Origin of the sequence: Streptantibioticus ferralitis, from assembly GCF_029223525.1 — a bacterium.
In the GTDB taxonomy this organism is placed as follows: domain Bacteria; phylum Actinomycetota; class Actinomycetes; order Streptomycetales; family Streptomycetaceae; genus Streptantibioticus_A; species Streptantibioticus_A ferralitis.
Map to the genome: position 1 here is coordinate 19,649 of NZ_JARHTQ010000051.1, position 17,652 is coordinate 37,300.

A 17,652-nucleotide genomic window follows, 5' to 3' on the forward strand; every position below is an offset into this window, starting at 1 on the left:
TCGGTTGGTCAGCTGATGTTCAGCGCGGTGTCGTCGATGACGAACGAGGTCTGCGCTCCGGAGCCCTCGGCTCCGGTGAACTTCAGCGTGATCGTCTTCCCCGCGAGGGAGGAGACGTCGAAGGTCTTCTGCACATAGCCGTTGTTGGCGTCGAGGTTGGAGTAGGTGGCCAGGGTGGTCGAACCCGCCTGGACGGTGAGCTTGTCGGAGGCGGTCGACGAGGTCTTGTCGGTGTCGATGTGCAGCCAGAAGCTGAGGCTGGCGTGGCAGCCGGACGGGATGGTCACCGACTGGGAGAGCGTGTCGGTGTGGCTGGAGCCGTAACCGTCGAGCCAGGCGTCCCAGTTGCCGGAGTTCGGCGGCTCGGTCGGGTCACTGTTGATCACGTACGGGGTCGCCGACCAGGGCGCGGCGCTTCCGGTCTCGAACCCCGGGTTGCCGAGCAACTGCTTGGGTGAGCAGCCGCCGCCGGACGAGGTGATCGTCCAGGTGAACGATGTGGCGCCGGTGGCGCCGGTGGAGTCCTTGGCGGTCACCGTCACACTGGAGCTGCCCGCGGCGGTGGGCGTGCCGCTGATCAGACCGGACGAGGAGTTGATCGACAGTCCGGCGGGCAGTCCGGTGGCGCTGTAGGTCAGGGTCTGGCCGCTGGCCGAGTCGCTCGCCTTGATCTGCAGGGACACCGCGGTGCCCACGGCGGTGGACTGGTTGCCGGGGCTGGTCACGGTGACGGTGTTGCCGCCGGTGGAGCCGTTGGTGAACGCGGCGGTGCCGTTCGGGGTGCCCCAGCCGGTCGGACCGTCGTAGCCGGGTCCCGCGGTGCACAGGTAGGACGGCGAGCAGGAACCGTTGTTGCCGGTGGTCACATCGTTGAGCGCCGAGGTGTGGGCGTACGGGTAGGACGCCGGGTAGCTGCCCGCCGCCGGGGTGCCCGCCAGGGCGTAGACCGAGGCGATGATCGGCGAGGAGGCGCTGGTTCCGCCGTAGACGTTCCAGCCGGAGCCGCCGTAGGTCTGGTAGACCGCTACGCCGGTGGCCGGGTCGGCGACCGCGGAGACGTCGGAGATGGTGCGGTTGGAGCAGCCGGTGTCCTTCTGCCAGGACGGCTTGGGGTCGTACGCGGAGCAGCCGGAGCCGGTGCCCTCGGTGCTGCTGGTGTTCCACACCGACTCGGACCAGCCGCGGGCGCTGGAGTCGCGGGTCAGCGCGGTGCCGCCCACGGAGGTCACGTACTGCGAGGCGGCCGGGTACTGCGCGCCGTACGCGCTGTCACCGGAGCTGACGGTGATGGCCACGCCCGGGTGGTTGAAGTACTGGCTGTCCGAGGCGGTGTCGGTGGAGTCCTCGGAGCCGCCGTAGCTGTTGGAGACGTACTTGGCGCCCTGCGAGACGGCCTGGTTCACCGCGGTCCCCAGGTCGGCCATGCTGGCGGTGTTGGCCTCGACGAGCAGGATGTGGCACTGCGGGCAGGTCGCGCTGACCATGTCCACGTCGAGAGAGATCTCGCCCGCCCAGCCGGTGTCGGCGGTCGGGTAGCTGGTCCCGCCGTTCTGGTCGATCTTGCGGAAGCAGCCGTTGGCCGTGGTGCAGGCGGGCAGGCCGTACTGCGAACGGTAGGTCGCCAGGTCCGACTCGGCGTTGGGGTCGTCCTGCGCGTCCACGATGGCCACCGTCTGGCCCGAACCGGCCGTGGACGACGGCAGGTTGTAGGCGCTCTGCAGGTCGCTGGGGCCGTAGCCGGAGGGGGTGGCGTTCGGTGCCAGGTGCAGGTGTTGCATCAGGTCGGTACGGGCCTCGGCGAGGCAGGCCATCTGGCCCGGCCTGGTGTTCTGGTTGCACAGGTGCTTGGTGTGCACCGTGGTCTGCGACGCGGTGGTCGCCAAGGTGTGCGACGCGGAGGCGGACGACGGGGTGGCGGCGAGCATCCCGCCGGTCACCAGTGCCGCTGTGGACAGCAGCGCGGTGGCGGCGGTTCTCGCCATGCGTCTGCCGGAGTGTCTCTTCGAGCGCATGGACATTGCCCTCCAGTGGGGGATGCGCAGGACAGGGTGGTCTGCGCATGACAAAACGATCAATGTTGATCGATGGAGAGTGCGGGTGCCGTGCGAAAAGTGCGAGCGGTGTGAATACCGCGGGAAAGCGGTGGATCCCCTACTGTCACCACGGACGGTGGTGGCTGCGATGAAAGTAGCGAAGACGTCATCGGGTGACAACCAGGAAATGCAAAATCCTTAGGGTTGGCTTCATGGCTGAGACGTATACGGTGTCCTGCCATGGAGCCGGATGAGCAGTCCGTCGGCCAGCTCGTATCGCTAGGGCTGGCGCGGTATGAAGCGCGTGTCTACCTCGCCTTGATCAGGCGCGAGTCCTACACGGCGGCCGAGGTCGCCCGCGAGGCGGACGTGCCGCGCCAACGCATCTACGACGTACTCGACGGTCTGGTGCGCCGCAGGCTGGCCACGGCGCACCCTGGCAAGGTCGCGACCTTCTCCGCCATCGCCCCCGAACTCGCCCTGACCCGGCTGATGTCGGAGCAGCGGGAGGCGCTGGACCGGATGGAGCGGGTCTCGACCGGACTGGTCTCCGCCCTGCTTCCGGTCTGGTCCGAGGGCCGGTCGCAGTCCAATCCGCTGGACTACATCGAGGTGCTGCGCGACCCCAAGGCGATCTCCGAGCGGTTCGCCGACATCCAGGAGCAGGCCGGCCACGAACTGCTCAGCTTCTGCAAGCCGCCGTTCGTCGCACCCACCGAGAACACCGCCGGGATCAAGGCCACCCGCAGGCTGCGCCGCGCCGAGGGCACGGTCCGCGCGATCTACACCTACGACGTGCTGGACGACCCGGCGATGATGGACAACGTCGACCACTTCGGCAAGGCCGGAGAGGAGGCGCGGTTCGCCGCTGACCTGCCGCTGAAACTCATCGTCGCCGACGCCTCGCTGGTGCTGTGCGACATGCCCGACCCGGTCGCCGGAACCGGTGCCACCACCGCCTTGTACATCGAGCATCCGGCGCTGGCCGGCTGTCTGCGGCTGGCGTTCCAGACGGTCTGGAACCAGGCGGCAACGCTTGAGGCCCTGCGGCCGGCGCGGGCCGCGAACTAGGCGCCGTTCGGCGGGGCTTCGTTCGGGGTGCGGCCGGTTCGGCACCGCCGGGCCGCGTCGTCGGGGTTGCTCGCCGTTGCGGCGGGAGAAGTCCTGGGGGCAAGCCCCCAGGACCCCCATGGGGTGAGCCCCGGGGTCCCGGTGCCGATTCAGCGCCGTACTGCCTCCAAGGCGAGTAGGGCGACGTGGAGGGACAGGCAGGACTCGACCTGGTCCAGGTCGGTGCCGAGGATGCGTTCCACCCGGTGCAGGCGGTCGTAGAAGGACGGCCGGGACATGTGGGCGGCGTCGGCGGCGGCCGACTTGTTGCGGCCGCTGGCCAGGTAGACGCCGAGGATGCCCACCAGATCGGTGCCGTTCTCGGCGTCGTACGCGAGCAGTGGACCCAACTCCCGTTCCACGTACGTCTGCAGCCGGGCGTCGTCGCGCAGCAGATGCAGCAGACCGCGCAGCCGCACATCCGGCAGGCGGTAGTACGTTCCCGCCTTGCGGGTCCTGGAGTGCAGCGCCGCGTCCGCGACCTGGGCCGCCTCCAGCAGTGTGCGGCGGGCGTCGCGCAGCGAGCCGACCGACGAACCGGCCGCCATCAGGAACGCGGGAGCGGTGGAGCCCGGCTCGACGAGCCGGTCGAGGGCGGCGGCGAAGCCCTCCAGCGCGGCGTGCTCCTCGTCCGACGGGCCGAGCGAGACCAGCATGCCGACGCCGCCGTCGTCCAGGCCGCCGATGAGCGCGGTCAGCCCGCGTTCCCGGGCCGCCAGCGCGGCCGTCTCGGTGAAGTCCCGCAGCCGCGCCTCCGCCTCCAGCGCCGCCGACGCCGGGCCGCCGCGCAGCCGCAGCATCACGCCGACCAGGCGGCGGCCCTCCAGCGGCACCCCCAGCGCCCGGGCGCGCAGCGCCACCTCGGAGACGGTCAGGGCGTGGGTGAGGACGCCGGACAGCAGGGTGCGGTGGGTCTGGCGCTCCAGGGACTCCAGGTCGCGCTCCAGCAGCCGGTTGAGGGCCAGCGTCGCGGCGCCGCGTTCCAGTACGACGGTCAGCCGCGCTGGCGGGACCGTCGACGGCTCGCCCACGATGACCAGTCGTCCCCAGTCGCGGCCACGCGCGCCGACCGCGGTCACCAGCCAGCCGGTGCGCTCGTCATGGCCGGTGCGGGCGGAGGGCGCCACACCGCGGGAGCGGCGCTCCCAACCGTCCAGCAGCGCCTGCGGATCGCCGCCCGCCGGATCGAAGGCGAGGACCTGGTGGGTGAGGTTCTCCAGGACGACGGGCGCCCCGGCCAGCCGTGCCACCTCCCGGACGATCTCGGCCGGTTCGGCGCCCTCGACGGACAGCTCGTTGAAGATCTGGTGGACGGACTCGGAGGCGCGCAACTCCGTCAACTGGGCGTTGACCACATGTTCGTGGACGGCTTCGGTGACCGCCACGAAGCGGACCTCGGTGCGCAGCGCGATGAGCGGCAGGCCGCGCCGCTCGGCGGCCCGAACCAGCGGACGCGGCAGTTCGTCCGCGTACCGGCGGCCGAGTTCGACGACCAGACCGGCGGCCCCGACATCGGCGAGGTCGCCGATGTAGCGGGCGAGCGACTCCTTGTCGGCCGGCAGCATGACGCCGGTGGTCAGGACCAGTTCGCCGCCGTGCAGCATGCCCGCGATATCGGCGAGTTCGCTGATGTGCACCCAGCGCACCGGGGCGTCCAGGCCTGATGCCCCCGCGACGACACGGGGATTGCCACGGCGCAGCACTTCGAGGTCGAGGACCTGGGTGACGGTGGGGAACACGGCGACCTCCGGTCTGGTCAGGCAGCGCGGGATGCGAAGATCCACGGAGCCCGGCGTTCCGGCAGAGTGTAAAGCCGGGGCCGTCTCTTTGGGCAACCTGCTGGTTGCCATGGATTGGCGGCGAACGGCATCGTCCGTTGCGTGCAGCGCCGCCTGCGAGACAGATTCCGTCGCGTAACCAAAAGGCAACAACGGAATCCCTTGTTGAGGCAAGGCTGCTCTGCCAGGATCGGCCACCAACCCGGCCGAATGCTACGCCGCCGCCGGGCGATACGAGGAGAACGTGATGGACCACAGGGACAGCCGCGAAGCCGCGCTCACACTGGCGGAAGGTTTCGGCGAGCGGGCCCAGTACATCGCGGGAAGCCTGCGCTCCGGCTCCTCCGGCCGTTCGCACCAGGTCGTCGACCCGGCCACCGGCGAGACCGTGTGGACCTATGGACTGGCGGGCGCCGCCGACGTGGACGCAGCCGTGGCGGCCGCCGCCGAGGCGCTGCCCGAGTGGGCGGGCGCGACGCCGGGCGAACGCTCGGACGCGCTGCACGGCTTCGCCGCCGCGCTGTCCGACCGCGCCGCCGACCTGGCGCTGGCCGAGTCGCTGCAGTGCGGCAAGCCCATCAAACTGTCCACCGGGTTCGACGTACCGGGCACGGTCGACAACACCGCGTTCTTCGCCGGTGCCGCCCGCCATCTGGAAGGCAAGGCGGCGGGGGAGTACTCCGGCGACCACACCTCGTACGTCCGGCGCGAGCCGGTCGGCGTGGTCGGCTCCATCGCCCCCTGGAACTACCCGCTCCAGATGGCTGCCTGGAAGGTCCTGCCGGCCATCGCGGCGGGCAACACCATCGTGCTCAAGCCCGCCGAACTCACCCCGCTGACCTCGCTGATGTTCGCCCAGGCGGCAACCGACGCCGGGATCCCGGCTGGGGTCGTCAACATCGTCACCGGCGCGGGGCGGGACGCCGGCGAGCACCTGGTGGGCCACCCCAAGGTGGCGATGACGTCGTTCACCGGCTCCACCGCCGTCGGCCAGCGGGTGGCCGAGATCGCCACCCGTACCGTCAAGCGCCTGCACCTCGAACTCGGCGGCAAGGCGCCGTTCGTGGTCTTCGACGACGCCGACCTGGCGGCGGCGGCGCACGGCGCGGTCGCCGCCTCGCTGATCAACACCGGGCAGGACTGCACCGCGGCGACCCGCGCCTATGTGCAACGGCCGCTGTACGAGGCGTTCGTCGCCGCCGTCGCCGACCTGTTCGCGACCGTACGGCTCGGCGACCCCTTCGACCAGGCGACCGATCTCGGACCGCTGATCAGCCACGCCCAGCGGGACCGCGTCGCCGGCTTCGTGGAGCGGGCCCGCGGCTACGCGACCGTCGTCACCGGCGGCCAGGCACCGGACCTCAAGGGCGCCTACTACCAGCCCACTTTGATCACCGGCGCACCCCAGGACAGTGAGATCGTCCAGGCCGAGATCTTCGGGCCGGTCCTGGCGGTGCTGCCGTTCGACAGCGACGACGAGGCGCTGCGGCTGGCCAACGACACACCGTACGGACTGGCCGCCTCCGCCTGGACCCGTGATGTCTTCCGGGCGCACCGCGCCACCCGGGAGATCGCCGCGGGCTGCGTCTGGGTCAACGACCACATCCCGATCATCAGCGAGATGCCGCACGGCGGCTACAAGTCCTCCGGCTTCGGCAAGGACATGTCCGCCTACTCCTTCGAGGAGTACACGCAGGTCAAACACGTCATGTTCGACAACACGGCGGTGGCCGCGAAGGACTGGCACCGCACGATCTTCGGGGACAGGTGACGCGTGTCTAACCCCAGCCCATCAGAGCTCGCGCGGTACGCCAACCGCACCCGAGCCCATTCCACCGCCGCCCGGCTCAGCCGCCGCTCGCTGCTGCGCGGCGCCGCCATCGGCGGCCTCACCCTGGGCGGCGCCGGAGCGCTCACCGCCTGCGGGGTGAGCGGCCATGTCGTACCCGCCGGCGCCCAGGAGAAGGGACAGGCGGGCAAGGACTACTCGGCGACCGAGAAGAAGGTGGTGTTCGCCACCTGGCCGTCCTACATCGACGTCGACCCCAAGAACGCCAACCGGCGGCCGACGCTGGAGGCCTTCGAGAAGCAGACCGGAATCCAGGTCCAGTACCTGGAGGTGATCAACGACAACAACGACTGGTACACCAAGGTCGACCCGTCGCTGGTCAGGGGCATCGACACCGGCTACGACCTGATGGTCGTCAGCGACTACATGGTGGGCAAGTACCGCACCTACGACTACATCCAGGAACTGGATCTGTCGAACATCCCCAACCACTCCCTGATGCTGCCGCAGGCGCTCAAGGACCCGACCGACCCCGGCCGCCGGTTCAGCGTGCCCTGGGCGTACGGGTACACCACGTTCGCGTACAACACCAACCTGGTGAAGCAGCCGATCACCTCGATCTCCGAGGTCTTCACCCGGCCCGACCTGCACGGCAAGGTCTCGCTGTTCAGCGAGATGCAGGACACCGTCGCGATAGCCCTGCTCGCCCAGGGCTACGACCCGGAGCACTTCACCGACGCGCAGTTCAACAAGGCGCTGGAGTACGTGCGACGTGCCAAGGACAACGGGCAGATACGCTCCTTCACCGGCAACGACTACCTGAGCGACTTCCAGCAGGGCAACACCGCGGTGACCATGGCGTACTCCGGTGACGTGGCCCAACTCGGCAAGCCCAACCTGGTCACCGTCGACCTGCCCAAGGAGGGCATGCTCTCCTGGTCCGACAACGCCGTGATCCCCAACTTCGCCCGGCACAAGACCAACGCGGAGAAGCTGCTCAACTACTACCTGCAGCCCCAAGTGGCCGCCGCGCTCGACGACTCCATCAACTACATCCCGTCGGTACGGGGCGCGGTCGAGGCGTTGCAGCAACTGGACTCCACCGCCGCGGCCGTACCACTGATCGTGCCGACCAAGCAGATGCAGGCGAATGCCCGCGGCTTCATGGCCCTCAGCATCGCCCAGCTGAACGACTACACCAGCCGCTTCCAGCAGGTCACCGGCCAGTAGGCGGTTCGCCGACCGCTGAGAACGACACCGCCTACGGATGGGAGAAGACCCCCCGATGAGCTCCAACGACGTGCTCGGCCGCACCGAGGGCGGCGACCTGCGCCTGGTCGGCCTGACCAAGCGATACGGCTCGTTCACCGCGGTGGACGACCTCGACCTCACGGTCCCGCAGGGATCGTTCTTCGCGCTGCTCGGTGCCTCCGGATGCGGCAAGACCACCACGCTGCGCATGGTCTCCGGGCTGGAGGAGCCCACCATCGGCCAGATCTTCCTCGGCGACGAGGACGTGACGGACCGCAAGCCGTACCGCCGCCCGGTCAACACCGTCTTCCAGAACTACGCGCTCTTCCCGCACCTCGACATCTACGAGAACGTCGCCTTCGGCCTGCGCCGCCGCGGCCGGAAGGACGTCAGGAAGCCGGTCGAGGAGATGCTGGACCTGGTGGAGCTGGGCCATCTGGCCAAGCGCAAGCCCAACCAGCTCTCCGGCGGCCAGCAGCAGCGCATCGCGCTGGCCCGCGCCCTGATCAACCAGCCGCAGGTGCTGCTGCTCGACGAGCCGCTGGGCGCCCTCGACCTCAAGCTGCGCCGCCAGATGCAGATCGAACTCAAGCGGATCCAGCTGGAGGTGGGCCTGACGTTCGTGCACGTCACCCACGACCAGGAGGAGGCCATGACCATGGCCGACACCATCGCGGTGATGAACGCGGGCCGCATCGAGCAGATGGGCTCTCCCGCGGAGTTGTACGAGAACCCGCGCACCACCTTCGTGGCCAACTTCCTCGGCCAGTCCAACCTGATACCCGGCACCGTCGAGGGCGTGACCGGCGAGACAGCCACCATCAGCGCACACGGCCAGCGGCTCACCCTGGACGCGGCACGCTGCCCGGTCACCTCCGGACCGGTGATCCTGGGCGTGCGGCCGGAGAAGGTGCAGATCGCGCTGTCTGCCGAGGAAGTCCCCGCGGGCTCGAACCAGTTGGCGGGCGGGGTGGTGCTGGACACCTCGTTCATCGGCGTCTCCACCCAGTACCTGGTCAAGCTCCCCTCCGGCGAGGAGATCTCGGTCTTCGAGCAGAACACCGGTCGCGAGATCCAGCGCCCCGGCGCCGAGGTCGTCGTCTTCTGGGATCCCAGCCAGGGCTTCGGCCTGGAAGGCGGCCAGGACATCGAGGCGGGGGCGGACATCGAGGAGGTTGCCGCGTGACTGCTGTTGCGCCAACTTCCGCCGCAGAGAAGCCAGTTGAGCCGCCGCCCGCCCAGCGCAAACTGCGGCGAAACCTCACCCCGTGGGTCCTGCTGCTGCCCGGTCTGCTGTGGCTGGTCGTCTTCTTCCTGGTGCCGATCCTCACCTCGGTGTCGGCCTCGGTGCAGCAGGGCGACTACGACGACGGCTTCAAACTCACCTGGCACTGGGCCAACTACGCCGACGCCATCACCAAGTACGGCACGCAGTACCTGCACTCCGGGATCTACTCCGTGCTGTGTACCGTGCTGTGCCTGGCACTCGGCTACCCGGTCGCCTACTTCATCGCCTTCAAGGGCGGCAGGTGGAAGAGCCTGCTGATGGCCCTGGTGATCGTGCCCTCGTTCACCAGCTTCCTGATCCGCACCATCGCCTGGAAGACCATCCTGGCGGACAACAGCCCGCTGGTACGGACGCTCAGCGACCTGCACGTCCTCAAGATCACCACGGCGCTCGGCTGGACCGTCGGCGACCATGTACTGGCCAGCCCCGCGGCCGTGGTGTGCGGCATGGTCTACAACTTCCTGCCGTTCACCATCCTGCCGCTGTACACCTCGCTGGAGAAGATCGACCCGAGGCTGCACGAGGCCGGGCACGACCTGTACTGCAACACCTTCACCACCTGGCGCCGGATCACCCTGCCGCTGTCCATGCCCGGCGTCATCGGCGGCACCCTGCTGACCTTCATCCCCGCGGTCGGCGACTACATCAACGCCCAGCTGCTCGGCAACCCCAACACCGGGGTCGTCGGCCAGAAGATCGAGGACCTGTTCCTCCGCAACACCCAGGGCTACCCGGTCGGTTCCGCGATCTCGGTCGTGATGATGGTCGGCACTTTGATCCTGGTGATGAGCTACATCCGCAAGGCCGGGACGGAGGACCTGATCTGATGACCACCGTGACCGCTCCGCCCGCCGCCCGCCCGGCGGCGCCCACCACGACGCCGAAGGCGCGCCGCCGCTCCCCGATGGCCTGGATCCGCGAGCACACCCTGCTGGCCGTCACCGTCGTGATCTTCGTGTTCATGCTGCTGCCGAACGCGGTCATCCTGTGGATGTCGTTCAACAGGCCGGTGGGCAAGTTCGACTACGTCTGGCACCAGTTCTCGCTCGACGCCTGGCTCAACCCCTGTGCCAACAACGAGATGTGCCACAGCATCGGACTCTCGCTGCAGATCGGCGTCGTCGCCACCATCGTGGCGACGATCCTCGGCACGATGATCGCGTTCGCCATGGTCCGGTACCGCTTCAAGGCCCGCTCCGGCGTCAACGCGCTGCTGTTCCTGCCGATGGCCGCCCCCGAGGTGGTGATGGGCGCGACGCTCGCGGCGCTGTTCTTCAACACCATCGGCCCCGGCGGGCTGGGCTTTTGGACCATCACCATCGCCCATGTGATGTTCTGCGTGAGCTACGTGGTCGTCACCGTCAAGTCCCGGCTGGCCGGCATGGACCCGACGCTGGAGCGGGCGGCGCAGGACCTGTACGCCACTCCGGCGCAGACCTTCCGACACGTCACGCTGCCGTTGGTCGCGCCCGGTATCGCCGCCGCCGCGCTGCTGGCCTTCGCACTGTCGGTGGACGACTACATCATCACCGTCTTCACCGCCGGAAACCTGGAAACCTTCCCGATGTACATCTGGGGCTCGGTGCAGCGTGCCTACCCGGCCCAGATCGATGTCATCGGTTCACTGATGCTGCTGGGCACGATGGCCGTCATCGCGCTCTCGCAGATCGTCGGCCGGGCGAGGACCGCCCGTCGCTGACCGACTCGGAAAATCCGTGAAGCACTGGAAAGCAGTGATACCGCATGGCCCCAGCCCATTCCCTGGCTGACGCGCAGCCGAGCCCGTACTGGCTGGAGGACCCCGGCAGGCCGCGCCCCAACCCCGCACTGGTCGGGGACGAGCACTGCGACCTGCTGGTGGTCGGCGGAGGCTACTCGGGACTGTGGACGGCGCTGATCGCCAAGGAGCGCGACCCGTCGCGCGAGGTGGTGCTGATCGAGGGCAACGAGGTCGGCTGGGCTGCCACCGGGCGCAACGGCGGATTCTGCGCCGCCTCGCTGACCCACGGGCTGGGCAACGGACTGGAGCGCTGGCCCGATGAGCTGGCCAAGCTGGAGGAGCTCGGCGCCCGCAACCTCGACGCGATCGAGGCGGCGGTCGCCCGCTACTCCATCGACTGCGACTTCGAGCGCACCGGCGAGATCGACGTGGCCACCGAGCCGTACCAGCTCGACGATCTGCAGGCGCTGGCGGAGCAGGCCGCCGGTCTTGGCATCGAACTCGATCTGCTCGACCGGGACGCCATGCGGGCCGAAGTCGACTCGCCGACGTTCAGGGGCGGGCTGTGGGACCGCGACGGCGTCGCGATGCTGCACCCGGCGAAACTCGCCTGGGGCCTCAAGCGGGCCTGCGAGTCGCTCGGGGTACGGATCCACGAGCACACCCGGGCCACCGCGATGGCCGCCAACGGCGGCGGCATGGCGGTCCGCACCACCTACGGGCGGGTCTTCGCCCGCCGGGTGGCGCTCGGCTCCGGCGTCTTCCCGTCACTGGTCAAGCGGCTGCGGTCGTTCGTGGTACCGGTGTACGACTACGCGATGGTCACCGAGCCGCTGTCGGAAGACCAGTTGGCCTCGATCGGCTGGAAGAACCGGCAGGGACTCGGCGACAGCGCCAACCAGTTCCACTACTTCCGGCTCACCGCCGACAACCGGATCCTGTGGGGCGGATACGACGCCATCTACCCCTTCGGCGGGCGGGTGGCCGCGGAACACGACCAGCGGCCGGACACCTTCCGTAAACTCGCCGCCCAGTTCTTCACCTGCTTCCCGCAGTTGGAGGGTTTGCGGTTCACTCATACGTGGGGTGGTGCCATCGACACCTGCTCGCGGTTCTCGGCCTTCTACGGCACCGCGCACGGCGGCCGGGTCGGATACGCGGTCGGCTACACCGGCCTCGGGGTGGGCGCCACCCGGTTCGGCGCGGAAGTGATGCTGGACCTGCTGGCGGGGGAGCGCACCGAGCGGACCGAACTGGAGATGGTGCGCAGCAAGCCGCTGCCGTTCCCGCCGGAGCCGTTCGCCTGGGCCGGGATCGAGCTGACCCGTAGGTCACTGGCACGCGCTGATCGCAACGGCGGCCGCCGGAACCTGTGGCTCAAGGCCATCGACAAGGTCGGCCTCGGCTTCGACAGCTAGGTGCCCTTCCGGCGGATCGTCGGCTCTTGGGGGTTGCGGTTCGTTCGTGACCGCCGGTCCGCGCGGCGGACAGTGGCTCGGGGCAGGGCCCCCGAGCCACTGTCGGTTTGGCGGCGGGCAGGCTCCGGACGGCCCCGGGGGTTCGGGGGCCCGCCCCCGAGAAGACCCGCCGTAGCGGCGGGGAGGCGGGGGGCTTGCCCCCAGCGAAGTGCCTGCCGCGACGGCGGGCAACCACGGCGGGCCGGGCCGGCCGTCACGAACGAACGGCGACCCACGACACCCCGTGCACAGGATCCGCCGGTTCGGCGCCGGCGCCGAACCGGCAGCGCATCGCGGAGAATCCCTCCTCAACCCGCGTAATGACGCCCCGGCTGTCCCCTCTCATCCATGACGGGACATCCGGCCGCGGCCGGGGAGACGGAGGGACGGGATGAGTGGCGCGGCGAAGACCGCGGTGGAGTGGCTGGTGTCGGTGGCACCGGATCCGCGGACCTGCCGGTGGGCGTGGGAGCGCAACCCGCTCGGGGTGACGCTGCTGCCCGCCGGCAGCCTCTGGGACGTGCTGATCATCGGCGGTGAGCTGGGCGGTCCGACGCTCGATGTGCTGACCCGGTGCGTCGACCGGCCGGGACCGGTGCTCGCCGACTTCGAGGACACCCGGACCGGCTTCTTCGTCCCGGCCGGCACGGCGGCGCGCTGGCTGGGCACCGGGGTGCGGGTGGCCGGGGGCGGCACATGGATCCTCGTGCCGTATCCGGGGCGGGCCAGCGCCGGGGTGCGCTGGCTGGTGCCGCCCGACGGGTCGGGGACGCTGACCGACCCGGCGGTGCTGGAGTCGGCCATGCACGAGGCGGCGGCCCGGATCGCGCACGACGGACTGTAAAGCGGAGGGCGGATGCGCCGACACACTGATGGTTGTGGTGGCGGTAGCCGCTCGCGACACTGGCAGCAGGCTCCGAGCGACTCGACATAACGGTCAAAAGGAAGGTCTGCCGTGACCACCAAGCACATCACGCACTGGATCTCCGGACAGGAATGGTCCGGTACCGCCGAACGGCGGGGCGACGTGTACGACCCGGCGACCGGACGGGTCAGCGGTCAGGTGGACTTCGCGTCCATCGCCGAGGTCGACCAGGCGGTCGGCTCGGCGGCCGCCGCGTTCCGCGACTGGCGCCACACCTCGGTCGCCAGGCGCACCCAGGTGCTGTTCGCCTTCCGCGAGCTGCTGAACTCGCGGCGTGATGAGCTCGCCTCGATCATCGTCTCCGAGCACGGCAAGGTGCACTCGGACGCGCTCGGCGAGATCGCCCGCGGTCTGGAGGTCGTCGAATACGCCTGCGGCATCCCGCAGTTGCTCAAGGGCGGCTTCACCGAGCAGGCGTCCACCGGCATCGACGTCTACTCGATCCGCCAGCCGCTCGGCCCGGTCGCGATCATCTCGCCGTTCAACTTCCCCGCCATGGTGCCGATGTGGTTCTTCCCCATCGCCATCGCGGCAGGTAACACCGTCGTGTTGAAGCCGTCGGAGAAGGACCCGTCGGCCGCCAACTTCCTCGCACAGCTGTGGAAGCAGGCCGGACTGCCGGACGGCGTCTTCAACGTCGTGCACGGCGACAAGACCGCCGTCGACCGGCTGCTGGAGCACCCCGACATCAAGGCGGTGTCCTTCGTCGGCTCCACGCCGATCGCCCGGTACGTGTACGAGACCGGCACCCGGTACGGCAAGCGCGTACAGGCCCTCGGCGGCGCCAAGAACCACATGCTGGTGCTGCCGGACGCCGACCTCGACCTGGCCGCCGACGCCGCCGTCAACGCCGGGTTCGGTGCGGCCGGTGAGCGCTGCATGGCCGTCTCCGTGCTCGTCGCGGTCGACCCGATCGGCGACGAACTGGTCGAGAAGATCAAGCAGCGGATGGCGACCCTCAAGGTCGGCCCGGGCTGCAACGCCGACTCCGAAATGGGGCCGCTGGTCACCGGAGTTCACCGGGACAAGGTGACCTCCTACCTGGACGCCGGTCTGGCGGACGGCGCCGCGCTCGCGGTCGACGGCCGTAAGCACCCCGTCTCCGGGGAGGACACCGCGGACGGCTTCTGGCTCGGCCCGACCCTGTTCGACCACGTCAAGCCCGGCATGTCGGTCTACAACGACGAGATCTTCGGCCCGGTGCTGTCGGTGGTCCGGGTCTCCTCGTACGACGAGGGCCTGGAGCTGATCAACGCCAACCCGTACGGCAACGGGACCGCCCTGTTCACCAACGACGGCGGGGCCGCCCGGCGGTTCCAGCACGAGGTCGAGGTCGGCATGGTCGGCATCAACGTGCCGATCCCGGTCCCGGTCGCGTACTACTCCTTCGGCGGCTGGAAGAACAGCCTGTTCGGCGACACGCACGCCTACGGCCAGGACGGCGTCCACTTCTTCACCCGCGGCAAGGCGGTCACCCAGCGCTGGCTGGACCCCAGCCACGGCGGGATCAACCTCGGGTTCCCCACCAACTCGTAAGGCGCGCGAGCGTCAGCAGCACCCCGCTCAGACACCAACTGGCCGCCACGTCCAGCGGTCAGTGGTAGCCGCGCCACACCAGCGCGGCCCCCACCGCGGCGTTCAGCAGCACGGCGGCCGTCACCAACAGCCGCCGTGCCGCACCGCGTTGCGGCAGCCCCAGCAGAACCAGCGCGGCCAGCCCGTACGCCATGGCCGCCGTCGCGGCATGCCCGGACGGGAAGTACCCGGAGTGGCCGACCAGCCGGATGGTGCCCGGCGCGGGGCAGATATGGCAAGGGCGCCAAGCGCCTCCGCTGAGGGTGCTGGTGGGCGACGGGCGGGCGAGCAGATCCTTCACCGGTACGACCAGTGGCGCGGTGACCGCCATGGCGAGCGCCCCCACCGCCGAGGGCAGCCACCACTGCGGCGCGCCCGCCCGCCGATGCCGCCACGCCACGTATGCCAGGGCCACCGCGAGTACCGGAACGGCGATCCCCACATTGCCCAGATCGGCGAGGAACTGGGCCGCGGGCCGGACGAACCGATGAGCCGATGCGGCGCGCAACGTCGCGGAGTCGACCCGTACGTCCCACCGGTACAGCACACCGTGGGCCGCGATCTGCCAGGTCAGCAGGGCGAACAGCGCCGCGCACAACACGATGACAGCAGTCGACCGCCCCGGAACAGGGGGGAGAGTTCCGGGGCGGTCAGGACGATCGCCGGACCGCAGGTCCCGGGGGGTTTGGGACGAGCGGCCGACCGATCGGCGAGGATTGCCGGAGCATGCGGCACCGGCGGTGTTGTGCGCGAGGGCACTGCTGTATCGACGATGGGGAGTCGTCGACGGGATGTCGCCCGCAGTTGCCCGCGAGCGGGGTGGTTCTTTCATCTGGCACGACCGTACGTCACGCGAGAGGCGGCAGTCAGTGGTGTCACCTGTCCCTACATCAGGCCCGCACAGGTTCTTCACCTGGGCCCACAACACCGCTCAACCGCCGCCGCAGCGCACCGGCTTCGCCGGGTTCCCGCTGATCAGAGCGCGGCGAACGCGCGCTCGATGATGTCCAGGCCCTCGGTGAGCAGGTCCTCGCCGATGACCAGCGGCGGCAGGAACCGCAGCACGTTCCCGTAGGTGCCACAGGTCAAGACCACCAGGCCCTCGGCGTGGCAGGCCTTGGCGACGGCGGCGGTGGCCTCGGGGTTCGGGTCCTTCGAGCCGTCCTTCGTACCTGACTTCACCAGCTCGATGGCGATCATCGCGCCGCGGCCGCGGACATCGCCGATGATGTCGAACTTCTCGGCGAGCGCGGTCAGCCGGCCCTTCATGACCTCCTCGATGCGCTTGGCCTTCGCGTTCAGGTCCAGCTCGCGCATCGTCTCGATCGAACCGAGGGCCGCCGCGCAGGCCACCGGGTTACCGCCGTAGGTGCCGCCGAGACCGCCCGCGTGGGCCGCGTCCATGATCTCGGCGCGGCCGGTGACGGCAGCCAGCGGCAGACCGCCCGCGATGCCCTTCGCCGTGGTGATGAGGTCCGGGACCACGCCCTCGTCCTCACACGCGAACCACTGGCCGGTGCGGCAGAACCCGGTCTGGATCTCGTCCGCCACGAAGACGATGCCGTTGTCCTTGGCGAACTGGGCGATCCGCGGCAGGAAACCCTTGGCGGGCTCGATGAAGCCGCCCTCACCTGCGATCGGCTCGATCACGATCGCGGCGACGTTCTCGGCGCCCACCTGCTTGGTGATCTGGTCGATCGCCTGGGCGGCCGCCTGCTCCGCGCAGTTCTCCGCACCGGTCAGCCAGCGGAACGGGTAGGCCAGCGGCACCCGGTACACCTCGGGCGCGAACGGGCCGAAGCCGTGCTTGTACGGCATGTTCTTGGCGGTGAGCGCCATCGTGAGGTTGGTGCGGCCGTGGTAGCCGTGGTCGAAGACCACGACCGCCTGGCGCTTGGTGTAGGCGCGGGCGATCTTCACCGCGTTCTCCACCGCCTCGGCACCGGAGTTGAACAGCGCCGACTTCTTGGCGTGGTCGCCGGGGGTCAGCTCGGCGAGCTGCTCACAGACCTCCACGTAGCCCTCGTACGGCGTCACCATGAAACAGGTGTGGGTGAACGCGGCCAGCTGCTCGGTGGCCCGCCGCACCACGGCCTCGGCGCTGTTGCCGACCGAGGTGACCGCGATGCCGGAGCCGAAGTCGATCAGCGAGTTGCCGTCCACGTCCTCCAGCACGCCGCCGCCCGCCCGGGTGACGAACACCGGCAGCGTCGTGCCCACGCCGTTGGCCACCGTCGCGGTCTTGCGGGCCAGCAACTCCTGGGACTTCGGACCGGGGATCGAGGTGACGAGACGACGCTCCTGGGGGAGGGCGGGGCCGCCGGACAGTTCGGTCATGGGGGCTAACTCCTTGCGATCACGGTCTTTTCCCGCAGGCTAAGCCCGTGCGTCGCGGCTCCGCATACGCCGATCGGTAGCAGTCGACCAGGCGTCTTCGACGCGACGGCCAGTCAGCCGCTCGGCCTGACGTGCTCCCTCCACTACATTGAGCGACACCGGGAACAAGGTCGGCTGGTCAGGGCGAGGGACAGCGATTCATGGACATCGACGGCACGCACGGCTACCGCGAAACCGCCCCGGCGGTGCCCTCCGTCCCACGACCGGCCGCACCACCGCCGATGCCACAGGCCCCCCCCACCCCCCCCCCCGCTGCGGCAGGTGGCACACCACGCACGCTGCCTCCGCCCCGGCACGGATCGCTCTCGCTCGAGGCCCAGCCCGCCGGA

The 17,652-nt window shown here is 69.7% G+C and carries 13 protein-coding genes; 9 read left to right on the plus strand and 4 right to left on the minus strand.

Annotated features, from left to right (window positions below; all coding sequences use genetic code 11):
• Window positions 1–8: 8 nt before the first annotated feature.
• Window positions 9–1,982, minus strand: coding sequence for a putative Ig domain-containing protein (locus P2L57_RS37675; protein ID WP_275822662.1), 1,974 nt, complete (start codon window positions 1,980–1,982; stop codon window positions 9–11).
• 291 nt (window positions 1,983–2,273) lie between these two features.
• Between P2L57_RS37675 and P2L57_RS37680 the strand changes: the two genes are divergently transcribed.
• Entirely contained in the window at window positions 2,274–3,104 is an 831-nt protein-coding gene (locus P2L57_RS37680) for a TrmB family transcriptional regulator (RefSeq protein WP_275822664.1), read from the plus strand.
• A gap of 149 nt (window positions 3,105–3,253) precedes the next feature.
• On the opposite strand, the gene P2L57_RS37685 is transcribed toward P2L57_RS37680, so the two are convergent.
• Window positions 3,254–4,882, minus strand: a complete 1,629-nt coding sequence (locus P2L57_RS37685) for a PucR family transcriptional regulator (protein WP_443732082.1) — start codon at window positions 4,880–4,882, stop codon at window positions 3,254–3,256.
• A 286-nt stretch (window positions 4,883–5,168) separates the two neighbouring features.
• Here P2L57_RS37685 and P2L57_RS37690 point away from each other — a divergent pair, with 286 nt between their 5' ends.
• The 8 genes from P2L57_RS37690 to P2L57_RS37725 all read left to right on the plus strand — a co-directional run bounded on the left by P2L57_RS37690 (window position 5,169) and on the right by P2L57_RS37725 (window position 14,887).
• Entirely contained in the window at window positions 5,169–6,692 is a 1,524-nt protein-coding gene (locus P2L57_RS37690) for a gamma-aminobutyraldehyde dehydrogenase (protein WP_275822669.1), read from the plus strand.
• Window positions 6,693–6,695: 3 nt separating this feature from the next.
• Entirely contained in the window at window positions 6,696–7,940 is a 1,245-nt protein-coding gene (locus P2L57_RS37695; protein WP_275822671.1) for an ABC transporter substrate-binding protein, read from the plus strand.
• 55 nt (window positions 7,941–7,995) lie between these two features.
• Window positions 7,996–9,147: an ABC transporter ATP-binding protein gene (locus P2L57_RS37700; RefSeq protein WP_275822673.1), complete on the plus strand. Its 1,152-nt coding sequence runs from the start codon at window positions 7,996–7,998 to the stop codon at window positions 9,145–9,147.
• On the plus strand, window positions 9,144–10,076 hold the full coding sequence (locus tag P2L57_RS37705) for an ABC transporter permease (RefSeq protein ID WP_275822675.1): 933 nt from the start codon (window positions 9,144–9,146) through the stop codon (window positions 10,074–10,076). The genes P2L57_RS37700 and P2L57_RS37705 overlap by 4 nt, the downstream gene beginning before the upstream one ends.
• Window positions 10,077–10,153: 77 nt before the next feature.
• Complete coding sequence (locus tag P2L57_RS37710) at window positions 10,154–10,948, plus strand: ABC transporter permease (protein ID WP_275822688.1); 795 nt, start codon at window positions 10,154–10,156, stop codon at window positions 10,946–10,948.
• Between the two features lie 44 nt (window positions 10,949–10,992).
• Window positions 10,993–12,387 (plus strand): NAD(P)/FAD-dependent oxidoreductase, encoded by a 1,395-nt coding sequence (locus P2L57_RS37715; RefSeq protein WP_275822677.1) that lies wholly within the window; start codon window positions 10,993–10,995, stop codon window positions 12,385–12,387.
• A 430-nt stretch (window positions 12,388–12,817) separates the two neighbouring features.
• Window positions 12,818–13,270, plus strand: coding sequence for a hypothetical protein (locus P2L57_RS37720; RefSeq protein ID WP_275822679.1), 453 nt, complete (start codon window positions 12,818–12,820; stop codon window positions 13,268–13,270).
• Window positions 13,271–13,381: 111 nt separating this feature from the next.
• Window positions 13,382–14,887, plus strand: a complete 1,506-nt coding sequence (locus tag P2L57_RS37725) for a CoA-acylating methylmalonate-semialdehyde dehydrogenase (protein ID WP_275822680.1) — start codon at window positions 13,382–13,384, stop codon at window positions 14,885–14,887.
• 58 nt (window positions 14,888–14,945) lie between these two features.
• On the opposite strand, the gene P2L57_RS37730 is transcribed toward P2L57_RS37725, so the two are convergent.
• Complete coding sequence (locus P2L57_RS37730; RefSeq protein WP_275822682.1) at window positions 14,946–15,527, minus strand: phosphatase PAP2 family protein; 582 nt, start codon at window positions 15,525–15,527, stop codon at window positions 14,946–14,948.
• A gap of 374 nt (window positions 15,528–15,901) precedes the next feature.
• Entirely contained in the window at window positions 15,902–17,263 is a 1,362-nt protein-coding gene (gene gabT / locus P2L57_RS37735; protein ID WP_275822684.1) for a 4-aminobutyrate--2-oxoglutarate transaminase, read from the minus strand.
• Between the last annotated feature and the right edge of the window lie 389 nt (window positions 17,264–17,652).

What these genes read in the sequence shown, in the direction of transcription:
- P2L57_RS37675 (WP_275822662.1), bottom strand. Translation starts at nt 1,982, where the DNA reads ATGGCGAGAACCGCCGCCACCGCGCTGCTGTCCACAGCGGCACTGGTG.
- P2L57_RS37680 (WP_275822664.1), top strand. Translation starts at nt 2,274, where the DNA reads ATGGAGCCGGATGAGCAGTCCGTCGGCCAGCTCGTATCGCTAGGGCTG.
- P2L57_RS37690 (WP_275822669.1), top strand. Translation starts at nt 5,169, where the DNA reads ATGGACCACAGGGACAGCCGCGAAGCCGCGCTCACACTGGCGGAAGGT.
- P2L57_RS37700 (WP_275822673.1), top strand. Translation starts at nt 7,996, where the DNA reads ATGAGCTCCAACGACGTGCTCGGCCGCACCGAGGGCGGCGACCTGCGC.
- P2L57_RS37710 (WP_275822688.1), top strand. Translation starts at nt 10,154, where the DNA reads ATGGCCTGGATCCGCGAGCACACCCTGCTGGCCGTCACCGTCGTGATC.
- P2L57_RS37715 (WP_275822677.1), top strand. Translation starts at nt 10,993, where the DNA reads ATGGCCCCAGCCCATTCCCTGGCTGACGCGCAGCCGAGCCCGTACTGG.
- P2L57_RS37720 (WP_275822679.1), top strand. Translation starts at nt 12,818, where the DNA reads ATGAGTGGCGCGGCGAAGACCGCGGTGGAGTGGCTGGTGTCGGTGGCA.
- gabT (WP_275822684.1), bottom strand. Translation starts at nt 17,263, where the DNA reads ATGACCGAACTGTCCGGCGGCCCCGCCCTCCCCCAGGAGCGTCGTCTC.